Annotated in this window: 11 protein-coding genes; 3 read left to right on the top strand and 8 right to left on the bottom strand. The window is 48.3% G+C overall.

Translation table 11 applies throughout. From position 1 onward, the window contains the following. Positions 1-57 precede the first annotated feature (57 nt). Together ACFO6X_RS11960 and ACFO6X_RS11955 are read left to right on the top strand one after the other, a co-directional pair. Positions 58-546 carry a DUF2919 family protein gene (locus ACFO6X_RS11960; RefSeq protein ID WP_382433322.1) on the top strand — a complete coding sequence of 163 codons (489 nt, stop codon included), beginning with the start codon at positions 58-60 and terminating at the stop codon, positions 544-546. Beyond that, positions 543-1220, top strand: coding sequence for a glycosyltransferase (locus ACFO6X_RS11955; protein WP_382433320.1), 678 nt, complete (start codon positions 543-545; stop codon positions 1218-1220). Before ACFO6X_RS11960 ends, ACFO6X_RS11955 begins: the two co-directional genes overlap by 4 nt. Before the next feature lie 26 nt (positions 1221-1246). Here ACFO6X_RS11955 and ACFO6X_RS11950 read toward each other — a convergent pair whose 3' ends face one another. From ACFO6X_RS11950 to ACFO6X_RS11920, 7 genes are all read right to left on the bottom strand, one after another. After that, a complete protein-coding gene (locus tag ACFO6X_RS11950; protein ID WP_382433318.1) occupies positions 1247-3445 on the bottom strand; it encodes an FkbM family methyltransferase in 2199 nt (732 codons plus the stop codon). 119 nt (positions 3446-3564) lie between these two features. Next, complete coding sequence (locus ACFO6X_RS11945) at positions 3565-3990, bottom strand: pilin (RefSeq protein ID WP_382433316.1); 426 nt, start codon at positions 3988-3990, stop codon at positions 3565-3567. A gap of 104 nt (positions 3991-4094) precedes the next feature. Continuing rightward, a complete protein-coding gene (locus tag ACFO6X_RS11940) occupies positions 4095-5873 on the bottom strand; it encodes a tetratricopeptide repeat protein (protein ID WP_382433315.1) in 1779 nt (592 codons plus the stop codon). After that, on the bottom strand, positions 5870-7774 hold the full coding sequence (locus ACFO6X_RS11935) for a tetratricopeptide repeat protein (protein ID WP_382433313.1): 1905 nt from the start codon (positions 7772-7774) through the stop codon (positions 5870-5872). The genes ACFO6X_RS11940 and ACFO6X_RS11935 overlap by 4 nt, the downstream gene beginning before the upstream one ends. Before the next feature lie 4 nt (positions 7775-7778). Further along, positions 7779-8108, bottom strand: coding sequence for a hypothetical protein (locus ACFO6X_RS11930; protein ID WP_382433311.1), 330 nt, complete (start codon positions 8106-8108; stop codon positions 7779-7781). A 248-nt stretch (positions 8109-8356) separates the two neighbouring features. After that, positions 8357-9760 (bottom strand): MATE family efflux transporter, encoded by a 1404-nt coding sequence (locus ACFO6X_RS11925; RefSeq protein ID WP_382433309.1) that lies wholly within the window; start codon positions 9758-9760, stop codon positions 8357-8359. Positions 9761-9781: 21 nt separating this feature from the next. Beyond that, positions 9782-10420, bottom strand: coding sequence for an MBL fold metallo-hydrolase (locus ACFO6X_RS11920; protein ID WP_382433307.1), 639 nt, complete (start codon positions 10418-10420; stop codon positions 9782-9784). Positions 10421-10665: 245 nt separating this feature from the next. Here ACFO6X_RS11920 and ACFO6X_RS11915 point away from each other — a divergent pair, with 245 nt between their 5' ends. After that, positions 10666-12681 (top strand): C2 family cysteine protease, encoded by a 2016-nt coding sequence (locus ACFO6X_RS11915; RefSeq protein WP_382433305.1) that lies wholly within the window; start codon positions 10666-10668, stop codon positions 12679-12681. Positions 12682-12713: 32 nt separating this feature from the next. On the opposite strand, the gene ACFO6X_RS11910 is transcribed toward ACFO6X_RS11915, so the two are convergent. Continuing rightward, the gene (locus ACFO6X_RS11910) at positions 12714-12836 is read right to left on the bottom strand and encodes a zinc ribbon domain-containing protein (protein ID WP_382433528.1); all 123 of its coding nucleotides are present in this window, start codon (positions 12834-12836) and stop codon (positions 12714-12716) included. Positions 12837-12864: the final 28 nt, after the last annotated feature.

Genomic DNA, 12864 nt, shown 5'->3' with positions numbered 1-12864 from the left:
ACAATCCTGAGGCCACAACTATAGTCCCCCGAGTATAGGCAGCTACACTAACACGCTATGGCTCAGATTGATGATCGATTGTTAATGCTGGATAAATATGGATCACTCAAAGTGCCATCCACATTGTGGCTCAGCATGTTGTTTTTGTGTAGGCATTGGATTGTTTTATTGATGCTGTTGGTTTCTGTACGAAAAACACCCGAAGCAGCACAGTGGTTAACCAGCTTTACATGGGTGGCACTGCCTATGGAAGCCCCTATATTTCTACTTTTTGCAGCGATTGCACAGCGCACACCCCAAGCAGCTTCGTTATGGCGTCACATTTGGAAATACGGGCGCACTATTATTGCAGCCACTGCGGCGATGCACTTGGTTTTTGTGGGGTGGTCACTATGGAATGCAGAGGTGTGGCGCCGTTGGCCAGAATTATTCTTGGCAAGCTGTAGTTTGTTAGATATAGCCATCATCTACAGCATTTATAAAGACCCATTTTTTACCCATCTGTTTGAAGATTTTCCTTCTGTAGAGAAAAAGGCGGCGCTATGATTCGGATATTTATTGGTTTTGATCCCCGCGAAACCGTTGCGTGGCATGTTTTAACCCATAGTATTTTGGCTCGATCGAGCCTCCCTGTCAGTTTTACGCCGCTGGCACTGAATAATCTTCAGGGATTGATGTGGCGTGAGTCTAATCCGCTGCAGTCTACACAGTTTTCTTTTTCACGCTTCCTGACACCTTACCTGAGTGGGTATGAGGGCTGGTCACTTTTTATGGACTGTGACATGCTGGTGCAAGATGATATTGCCAAGTTGTGGGCGTTGCGCGATGATAAATATGCAGTGATGTGTGTGCAGCACAACCATCAGCCCAAAGAAACCATCAAATTCTTGGGTGCCCCTCAAACACCTTATGCAAAAAAGAATTGGAGTAGCGTCATGCTCTTCAATAATGCAAAGTGTCGGGCCTTAACCCCTGAGTATGTGAATAATGCCAGTGGACTGGAGTTGCACCAATTTAAGTGGCTGGATGATGATGCCATGATTGGATCGCTACCGCCAGAATGGAACCATCTTGTAGATTATGATGCCCCTAATTCGCAGGCGTCCAATGTTCACTTTACATTAGGCGGCCCGTATTTTAATGAGTATATAGGCTGCGAGTATTCTGATCAATGGCTGAATGAAAAAGAGATGATGCTCAGAGTGGATCAGAGAGAATAAAAAAAGCCCATTTGGGCTTTTTTTATTTAGTGGGTCGTTTTGTTAAGAATTCTAATGTTGTTGATCAACAATTTCCTATTAACGCCCTCTCGTAGTACAGGCTCAACCCCATGAAATGTTTTTTCCGTTTTTGGAAACATAAGCAATCGGTTGGGTAAAAACTCCACAGTATCCACTAAATCGAATTGATCATGCGGATAATGTGGGCCTCCCCAGCAAGTGAATCCTTCTTTTTTCGGTAGATAAATAGAAGTTCCTAAGTCGCGATCTTTATCATTCTCTGGCATATAGAATAAGAAAGTGACTAATCGATGAGGGGCATCTGTATGTGGCCCAATAGCATAATTTGTTTGATCATTGACCAAGAGCGCATCGCCACGAACGTTGATTTTTCCTTCAGCATTAATGATGTTTGAAATTCTGGATTCAAGAGTTTGGCGGAACTTGAATATAACAGCACTCAAAAATGCTTCTGAGTATAGCCAGCTTGCAAATTCTGACCAGAACTCAATTTGCTTAGGAGACATTCTGGAAAAATCTTCTGGATTAAATAAAACAGTCAATCTTTCTTTGTAAGATCCCTTTTGTACTCTTCCAGATTCACTTAAAGGCCGTACGGCATCCAAGCCTGGGAAATTTGCCAAAATTTGCTGATAGTAATCAGGTGGGAATATGTTATCCACTACCAAATATGGAAATGGATCATCGGCTATAGCTGTTGACAGTATTTTGTCAATGGCATAATTCATCACTGCCCGTGCTTGCATGCTGGTAGGAATTCCCAGAGCACGTTCTGTGGTGAGATTGCTAATTTCTTTTTTGTTTTTCCAAAAGATAAATTCTGCAACCCCTTCAAATGCCCCTGATTTTCTTTGCGCATGCATTACTTGGTCATTGTCATAGAAGAATCCAAGTTTTTCTAGCATTTCTGCCGCAGCTTTATGCTCTGGTAATTTTGTGTTTAATTCAATGATGACGCTTTTGACTTTAGGATCTTTTAAGGTTTTCTGAGCGCCTTCAATGACTTTGTGCTCAAAACCATCAACATCGATTTTGACAAAATCTGGAATAGGCAGAGTTCCAGTAGCAACTAACTCGTCAATCGTGGTGGAAAAAGCACCTTGAACAAAAGCATGGCCACGAGGTTTCAGATCAAATCCAACATCTGCACCAAAACTATGGCACGATCCTCCTGTGTCAAATCCTGAGAGAAATAGTTTATCTGCACCAGTTTTATTTGATATTGCCAAGGGAAAGGCTAATAATTTCTCACTCAATTTATTTATTGAAATGTTTTGATTCAAAGCAGCGTAGTTTTGGCTTTCAGGCTCAAAGGCATAGACTTTTGCTTGAGAAACTACTGCTGCAAAAATGCTATACATACCAACATTCGCCCCTATGTCCAGAAAAACTGAATCTTTAGGGATCGATTCTAACCAACGAACAGTGTGAGGCTCTTTTTCATAAAAGCTATTAACGCGCCAAGCCGTCATTTGATTGGGCGTAGTAAACAGGATTTTATTGTCGCCGTGTTTTACTACTCCAACTGGAATCTTTCGTGATGATTCGGATGGGGTTGTGTTACTTTCTTCTTCTTTCTTTGAGAAAGGCTTAAAATCTTCTGGGATAATTATTGATTCTTGAAAATTCAATCCTCTTAATATCAAGGCAAACTCAAATCCGGGCTGCTCTTTGATGCCAATAATATCAAACCTCTTTTCAAAGCGATCTTGCCACCAAGAAAAAGGTTGAACAGTCAAATGTGCGTTTCGGCCATCAGCCAGTTTCTTCACTGCTGGCCGTGTTGCCACAGTGATCAAAGCAATTTTTTTTGTGAGACGACTTAGATCATCTAGAACATGATCAATAAATTCTGGCTCTACATGCTCCAGTACATCTGTACAGACCAGTAAGTCACTCGGCATTGGAGGTTTATCTAATCCCGGAATGGCTGGATCAAACCCCAATATTTTTATATCAGGTAAAGACTGGGCTAATGTTTGTTTGCCACAACCGTAATCAAGAACAGAGCTTGATTTGGATTGCTGTAGCAAATATTGAACTGTAGTGGCCCATTGTCTTCCACTGGTTCCATAATCTGATCTTTCTAAATGTAACTGCGCATTCAGTTGAGCGTATTCATGAGAAATTGTCTTTGACTTTTCATTCTGAGTATTTTTGTTTTCTGATGATTGAAATACGGAGGCCAAGACGTTGCGCAGCATAATATTTAAATGGAAATAATATTTATTAATGTGTAGAAATAAAAAAGCCCACTCGGTAGAAATCGAGTAGGCTTTTATTATTTGACATCCCTGATATAAGGGAGCAGATTAGTTCAATATCAGTCTTGACGGCAAGAAGAAGGTTCCAGCTTTGCGGGGGTAACGCCACAAGACCAAACCACAGTCTTACCAGTAGAGTTCCAGGAAGGAGTCAAAGTAACAACCACTGCGGTACCGGCACCGGCAAATTCGGAATCCCGACCGTTAATAGTGATAACACCGTTAGCGTCAGAAACATCTGCGGCACTAACCTTGCCTGCAACGCCAGGAGATTCGACACCAGTGGCCGAAATACCGTTGGAATTTTGCGATGCTTCGGTAATTGCTGTGCGAGCAGAAGATGCAGCCAACAACAACTCAGACGCCTTGGCGCGCAAAGTGTAATCTTGGTAAGCGGGCAAAGCTACAGCAGCCAGAATACCAATGATCGCCACCACAATCATCAGTTCAATCAGGGTAAAACCCTGTTGCAAAGTACGTTTCATGTTACGACTCCTAATTCATAAAATGCAACCCACCACAGGCTGCCAATCCTATTAAGCAAAATCTGGGCCACCCCAATTTGCTGAGGTTAAGCAGATTTTCTCTGTCATTTTTGTCTTTTTTGGAGTGCAAATGACAAATTTTGGCAAGCATCTTTCCAGTTTCCTGCATCGGTTTGACGGAACAGGTGTGCTGATGGATACCAAGGCATACTGTTACCAGATGCTTGATAGCGCCATCCAGGCACATGTGGCACCAGCACCCAGACTTCTTTTCCCAAGGCTCCACTTAGGTGGACAATGGAAGTGCAAACTGTGATGACCAAGTCAAGCGCCATCACTAATGCAGCAGTTTCATCATAGTCTGGTATAACTTCAGGAAAATCATGCACTCTGCCTGGTGCTAGGCTGGAGAATTCTGCCAAATCTTCTTGATAGTTGCCATACTGCAAATTAATGAATTGGCAGTTGGGTGTATTAAGAATACTCTTCCAATCTTGTGCTGTTGTACTGCGTACGCGACCTCGCGTTAAAGGTACTCCACCACGCCAAGATATTCCTATTTTTACTCCTGGGCCACAATCATTTAACCGATTGGCCCAATAAGCTATTCGATCGGGATCTGCTTTTAAATAGCCATGATGATCTGGAAATTTATTTCTATTTTGACGAAATAAAGCGGGTAAATCACCTGAGGCAATTTGAAAGTCTGGTTGTGGATAATCTTTTAACCAACGTGTGCTTCGCTCGCGCTCTGAGGCAACTACAGAAATTCCTGAAAATGACCGAATAAATAACTTTTCTAGACGAGGCTCGCATTCTAATATAAGATGCCCTACACGTTTCTTTGCTTCTAAAACACAAGAAGAAAACATAATCTCGTCTCCCAAGCCTTGATCTGCCAAGACAAGAAGGGTTTTATTCAATGCCTCTTCTCCATGCCATATTGCAAATGGCATCGCTCGCCATGATGATGCTTTGGTCAGAAAACGTGATCCATAAAATTCCCATCCTCTCTCCCAATTGCCCATTGCTAGTTCGCATTGTGAAAGATACCAAGATACATTAGAATCTTTGGGGTATTGAGTGTGAAGCTTTCTATATAAAATTAAGGCTTCGTTCCATCTGGCACTATATTGGTAACACATTGCTAAATGTAGCTCTAGTGTTAATGGGATTGGGATGGAATTTTTCTCGCAAATCTCTCGGGCTTTAATGTAGGCTATTAGAGCAGATGCATCATTGTCTTGTACCAGCTCAACATGACCTAAAGCGGTCCAGGCGGTGACGTTTTCTGGGTCTTTGGATAAAACCTTTTTGTACGCATCCACTGCATCTGGCCAAGATCTTAGGGCATGCAGTGTTTGGGCAATTTGTAGGTTAATTAGATTTTCATGCTTTTCATCAGAAAATGATAAAGCAGTTTTGTAGGCATCAAGTGCTTGATTGTATTTTTCTTGTCTTGCAAGAATATCTCCATATCGGAGCCAAGCTTTAAGATGATTTTCATCTAAAGCCAATGCTGTATTGATGGAGTCTAGAGCGCCTTGAATATCTTTCATTGCCAACAGTGTTTCTCCTTGTTGGTAATGAACTTCTGCTGGATTTTCGTGATCTAATAAAGATCGTTCTGCCCATTGAATTGAATCAGAAAATTTTCCTTGTAATCTGTATAGTTTTGCCATCTGTAGCATGGCTACGGAGTTGGCAGTGTCTTCTTGTAAGAGTTCGTTGAGTGATTTTTCGGCTGCTTCAATGTCACCCTTCTCTAGAAGATCATCTATTTTAGATAGTGCAATATTTTCTCGGTTGTTTTCTGTGGGGTTGGTTGTTGTAGTAAGTGATGGGGTGTTATTGCGCCGCTGGCGCAACCAGCGGAAAATCATTTATTTTTTCCTTCAGTGATTGTGGTTGAATTGTTAGTTGTTTTCCATGTTTGCAAATCAGTACTAAGCTGTTTTATGGGTGCTTCCCAGTTGCTGTGAGGTGCTTGGCGGATCAGGTTTAGTGATGGATACCACCAAGATTTTTTACTATTGATTCCATATCGCCAATTGGGGTTGCTTGGAACCAAAACCCAGCCATCTTTACCCAAGCCACCTGTTAAATGTGCTTGAGTATTGCATACTGTAACTACTGCATCCAGTGCTTGCGTTATTGCAGCAGCAGCGTCCATGTCTACCAATGATTCAGGCCAGTGCCATACCTGCAAATTTAATGCTTCAGCCGCTTCATTTAAGGTTGATTCCACTTCCCCATATTGAAGACATATTGGCTGAATACCAATGCTTTGCAACTCTCGGAGTAAAGCAATTGGATTAATACTGCGTTGTACAGTACCTGAGCGCAGCATTCCTCCCCGCCAACTCACACCCACATAGGGGCCAGGGCCGCGTGCTAACAATTTATTGCGCCAATACTCCACTTGTGTAGAATCGGCTTTAAGGTAGGGAAGATACTGTATAGATTGATGAGAATAGCTGCGATAAAGACGTGGCAAACTTCCGATAGGTATTTCGTACTGACAGTCAATGTCATTCAGCCAATCAATGCTTTGATCGCTGCGTTCACGACCTATTACCTTTAATGCAGGAAACGAACGTTGTAATAAACCTTGAAGGCGTGGTTCTGTCTCAAGAACTACATGTGTATTCCAGCCAGAAGTTTGAGCCAACAAATCTGGTATGCAACTGGCAAATATAATAATGTCACCTAACCCCTGTTCAGAATGAACTAATAAACCTTGATGGGGAATAGGGGTTCCTTCCCATGATTCTAGCGGCCATTGGCGAACAGGTGACTCATCTACCAATCGACGGGCTTCATAATGCTCAAATCCTACATCAAAACGACCTAGCAACATCTCTAATTGACCTAGGCCACCCTTTGCCTGTGCATTGTCAGGTTCTAAAGTTAATGCATGTTGATAGGCAGATTCTGCCTCAGGGTAACGAGCCTGTGCTGAGCGTAATTTTCCTAAAGAAATATATCCGCCAGTATCATGAGGATCTCGTTCGAAGGCTGTGGTTAATGCAGAATCGGCTTGCTCCCATTCGCCTGCATCTGTGAGAATGTCAGCTAAAATTACCCAAGTCCGCGCACTTTCACCCTTGAATTTAATGGCTTGTTGAGCAGAAATCAGTGCATCGCTCAAGTTTTCAACATCGCATTGTGCCAAAGCTAGATTGCTCCAAGCCAAACCAAATTCAGGTCGAATATCTAATGCTCTCTGAAAACTACGTATGCCTTGCTGAGGTCGGCCCATTTTTAATTGGGCTAAACCGAGATTGTGCCATGCATGGTAATGATTAACATTGCGATCGATGGCTTTTTCAAAGTTCTTTGCTGCCTCACCAAAGTTCTTTTTCTCTAATGCAACCAAACCCCAATGCACCAAAATATCGGGGTTTTGAGGGTCGGCTTTGTGGGCGGCTTCTAGGTGCAACCAAGCCTGATCTAATTTACCCTGATGGAGCAATACCAACCCCACCCCCTCATGGGCTGCGGCATGGGTAGGGTCTATCCGCAATGCTCGGCGATATGCGCTTTCTGCTGCCTCCAGTTGTCGCTGTTGTTGCAGTGCGTCTCCTAGGAAAATCCAACCCAAGAGATGATCGGGTTGTTGCTGTAGCCAGGTCTCTAGGGCTTGCAAAACTTGTCCACGCGCCACAGGGTTGGCCGCCCCGCTATAGTCCTTTTTCCACTGGTCTAGCGGATCTTGTGCAGAAGTGGCTTCATGGCGTGTACGCAGGCTGCGGGTGATTTCCCGAAAAATCCGTCCCAACATGATTTCAGGGCTTTTGTTGGCGAGTGACGTACACAATCAGGGCTTCCGTTAGAACTTCGATAAATTTCTCTGGGTAGCCACGGTCTTTTAAAGACCAACGGAAACTATTTGCCAATTTGGCCTTGCCAAACCAGCCCAGTTGTAGCTCTGTAGCCTTCACCACAGCCTTGTTGATCACTTGTTCCAGAATGTTAGTGACTGCTTGGGGGGAGAGCCTGCGCCCTTCGCCACTGGCCATAGAGGGGGGATACCGGCGCAACAGTTCTTGCACCAAGGCATCAACTACGTTTTGGATGGAGGGGCCGGTGGATTTTCCAAACAGTTTGGCGAACATGGTAGTGAAATGGTGTGGTCTTGGAGGGAGAGGTGGGGTATGGTGTGTTGCAACAGAACCGTACCCAAAGTAACAGCCTTAGCGGAAAACGGTAGCAATTGCCGCGCCAGTGCAGAATACCCTGATCTTCCTATTGCCTATCGATTATTTTGTGACATTTTTGTCACAAGGCGAGACGGGAATGGTGCCGCCTTACCGAGGCAGAAACTATTAGAAACACACTCTGCACCGTGGGTGTGGTGGCTTGCTCAAGTGGGTGGGCAAGCCGTTGCCCGACCCCATCTGTTGAGGCAATGCCACAACATCATGGCAAAAGCCACAGCGCACAAGGCCAAGGCCACGGCACTGCTGATCCAGAAGGTGGCAGGCGAGGGCTGGGCCGTCCAGGTGCCCATGCCGTGGTAGCTGAGTGCATAGCCTCCTCCTAGCCCGGCTCCCCAAAGCAGCAAACTGTAAACAGCCAGTGGAGCCACTGTGATGCCATAACAGCGCAGCGCAAACAGACAAAAACACTGCGCTGCATCTACCAAGTGGTAAATCGCCACCCAGCCCAGCAACACGGCACCCAATGCCATGACGGGGGGATGCTCAGAATACAGGCTGGCCACGGTGCTCTTAAAAGCCCATAGCACGGCAGCCAGCACGCAGGCCATGAGCGTGGTGAGTGCAAACCCTGTCAGGGCGGCTTGGCGAGCCCGAGCCTCGTTGCCTGCGCCTCGCCAGAAACTGATGCGGGCACTGGCTGCAATAGCCAACGACAGTGGCACCATATACAGCACAGCAGCCAAGTTGGCGGCGATCTGGTGGGCGCCCGCAGCGGTGGTGCCTTGGCGGGCGATAAATAAGGCCATCAGTGTGAAGGAGGTCACCTCTACCAATACGGTCAGGCCAGCGGGCACACCCAGCCGTAAAAATTGCCCCAGTTGTCGTATATCGGGGCGTTCCATGCGTTGCCACAACTGGAGGGGCTGGTAAATCTCTTGTGTGCGTGATAGCCAGAGGGCCAGACCCAGCATGCAGCCATACACCGCCAACGTGGCCCAGGCACAACCCACAGCCCCCAGGGCCGGAACACCCAGACCGCCAAAAGTCCACCATACCGAGAGCAGCACCTTGAGTGGCAAGGCCAGTACCTGAATCCAAGTGATGAGTCGTGGATGACCAATGGCTTGGTTCAAAATGCTGAAAAGCCGAAACAGCAAGGTGGCGGGCAGCGCCAAAGCCAACACACCCAAATAGTCAGAGACGATAGGGTGCAGCAATAACGGCACTTGGGCTGCAGCCAGCAAAGGCGCAGGATGTTGCAGCAGACCAGCGCCCAGTGCCGATGCCAATAGCCCCAAATACAGTGCTTGGCGAAATGAGGGGCCAAGGCGCTCATTCTGGCGGGCACCACGCAGTTCGGCCCAGACGGGAAGCAATGCCTGCAATATGCCGACCAACCCTACCGAAATACTGATAAAAATAGCCGAGGCCACAGACAACGCTGCCAGCGAGGCCTCGGCATGGCGCCCGGCCACAATGGTGTCGGTGATGCCAAAAGCCATCACGGCCAGTTGCCCCACCAACACGGTGCTGGCATGGCGCACGATGGTGGACAGGTCGGGCCAGTGTTGGGGCGTTGGGTTGGCTGGAGCTAAATGGGGGGTCATGAGGCCACAGGGGGTGCGCGCTCAGGTGCCACCCACATAAGGGTTGCTGCGGCGTTCCCGGCCAAAAGTGCTCTCGGGGCCATGACCGGGGATGAACACCGTCTGATCGCCCATCGGCCACAGCCGTTGGGTAATGCTGTCAATCAGTTGCTGGTGGTTGCTTTGCGGAAAATCAGTGCGGCCAATGCTGCCTGCAAACAGCACATCACCCACAAAAGCACGGTCGATTTGTGGTGCATGAAACACCACATGGCCCGGTGTATGGCCGGGGCAGTGGCGCACCTGCACCGTCTCTTGGCCCACAGTGACCGTATCACCATCCGTTAGCCACCGTGTGGGGGTGAAATGCTGTGCTGGCGCAAAGCCGAACCGCTGGCTTTGCATGGGCAGACCATCAATCCAGAACTGATCGCCCGAGTGCGGCCCAATGATGGGCAGGCCCAGGCGCTCGGCCAATTCCCCCGTGCCACCTGCATGGTCAATATGGGCATGGGTGAGCCAGAGTTGAGTGAGTTTGAGGCCCAAGCGTTGGACTTCTGCCTGTAGCCGGTCGATTTCACCGCCGGGGTCGATAAGGGCTGCCTCGTGCGTGGCATCGCACCAGAGGATAGAGCAGTTTTGTTGAAACGGGGTGACGGGAACGGTGAGGTACTGGAGCATGGATAAAAAAGAAATCAGGGCAGGCCAGGGTGTAGCGCAAAAGCACGACGATAGCGCAAACCGGCCATCAAGTCGGCATTGTCCGACGAGCCGGGGGGCATACAAAAAGGCGACTTATCTATTGCCAAGAAACGTAAAGATGATCAAAAATTTCTATCGAGAATAAATAGTTCTTATGTTGGTGTCCGCCAACCTGTGTTGGGTGGGTCGGATGCTGTCGTCTCTCCTCTTTGCAAAGGTTTTTCATGAGCGCAACCAGTCTGGATCAAGACATCTCTACCGTGGCCTATGCTCGCCATATTGGTACGGCCGTTCTGTTTGTGGGCACTGATGGCACTTGGTCGGTGGGCCGTGTTGGGCAGAAAGTCAGCGAGTACCAGAGCGTCAAGTTCAATGGTCAGGGCGGTATCCATGACGATACTTTTGATGTAACGGCGCTGGCTGCAGAGTTGCGTGAGGATGGGGGCTACGTTCTCTACCTGCAAGCCAACCAGAATCCTGCCTTGTTTTTCGAGGCTACTACCGACGCGCAGGGCAACATCAATGGGGCCAAAGCCCTGAGCCAAGCAGAGCTGTTTGCCGCCGAGGTTCGCTACGGTATTGACCTGAACTACAACGGTGGATTGGGCGATGCGATGGTGTTGGTAGACGCGGGCAGTGTCAATCTGTATCTGGATGGCTTGGGTGCCTACCAGTTGCAGCAGCCCGATGGTAGCTTCCGTCCGTTGCAGTTTGGTGGCGTAGCCCTGACGTTGGATGCCTTGGAGGGCTTTGAAATTGAAACCATCGTGCCCAAAGAGGGGGGTTACCAGATCTATGTCCGAGATGAGGAAGACAATCTGTTTGAACTCGGTACCGATGAGGCGGGCAGTGTAGACGCCGGGACGTTCCAGACGGTGGGTTCTGCACAGCTTTCCGAGTTGGAACAACGTTTGGGTGAAGACATCAATGCCGCGGGTGACACGCCAGTGGCGGCAGGTTGGACTTCACTGCTCAAGACGGCTGCGGTCAAGGCACAGGTGGAGGCCTTGACGGCCAACAATGCCAAGATCAATCATGCTGGGTTGGTCAAAATTGTCGATGCCGCTATTGAGTCTGTAGGTGGGGCCAGCAATCCGATTGGCACCGATTTGTTCAGTGATCTGAAGGCCATTGCTGCCCGTGGCAAAGAGCTGTTTACCGCCCCTGATTTGGCCGGTGCTGAAACCGGCTATTTGCTGTATGTGTTCAACCAGTTGGTCAATGGCTCTAAGGCAAACAACTTTTACACGGGGGGGCAAACCCAAACCCAAACTCTGGGTAACCTCAGCGCCAATGCCACAGCCAATACCTTGCAGAAGTTGGAAGACAAGTGGCTGCTGGGCAAAGACTTGCCTAACCCGACTACAGAAGGGGACACCGCCAATCCCAATGCGGCTGCGGCGTCGGGTCTTTACAAGGCATTCAGTGCCGAATTGATCAGTGGTGCTTCTGCCTTTGACGTCAATCAGGGCAGTGCTGGCACCTGTTATCTGCTGGCATCTATGGCGGCGGTGGCCCAAGTAAACCCCACGGCCCTCAACAGTGTCTTTGTGCCCAACGGCAGCAGTGCAGACAGCCTGCAAACATGGGGGGTGCGCTTCTTTGATACCAATGGCAAGGTGCATTGGGTAACGGCCAATAACCAGTTTGTGGTTAAAAATCTGGAAGATACCGAAACGGCCTATAGCAAGGTCAAGGGCGTAGACGCCCAAGGCAACCCAACGCAAGAGCTGTGGGCGCCGTTGTTAGAAAAAGCCTATGCCCAAGCCAATGAGTTGCAGATTTTTGGCCGTACCACCCAGACCAACTCTATGCTGGCTATTGAGGGGGGCTTGGCCGAGGCGGTGGTCAATGTGGCCGGTGGCAAGGTCACGACCTTTGCGGATGAGGTGACTACCTACAACGGCAACAGCATTCTGCAAACCAGCGTGGTGCCCACAGGCAGTACGGCGTTGGAGGAGTACACCAAGGCGATGAATGAGGGCAAGGTGCTGTTTGTCGTGTCTCAGGCTACCACCAGTGATGCCAATGGCTCTAAGCTGTTTGTGCCCGGTCATGCCTATATGGCCTACGATGCAGATACCAGCAGTGCCACCAACACCACCGTCAAGGTATACAACCCTTGGGGTTTCTCGGCGGTAACAGCCCAAGAGCCTGTGCCGTCCCACTTGGCACCGTTTGATATGGAGATGGCTGCACTGGTGGGCACCACGGGTATTAGCCTGTGGATGAGCGTTTGATCTGCTCTGCTCAGGTTGACATCCTCCCCGCCCTAAAGGACGGGGATTCCTACTGTTAGACGGCGATGCCCCGCCGCGAGAATGTTGCGTGCTGCATTCACATCGCGGTCGTGTTCCGCCCCGCAATCGCTGCACTTCCACTCTCTTATTCGCAAACCCGCTCTACCTTTCGGACTGCTGGCA

This window comes from Giesbergeria sinuosa, assembly GCF_042652905.1.
GTDB lineage: Bacteria > Pseudomonadota > Gammaproteobacteria > Burkholderiales > Burkholderiaceae_C > Simplicispira > Simplicispira sinuosa.
Note: the sequence above shows the minus strand (reverse complement) of the source record. Positions and strands in the feature narration are given on the sequence as shown.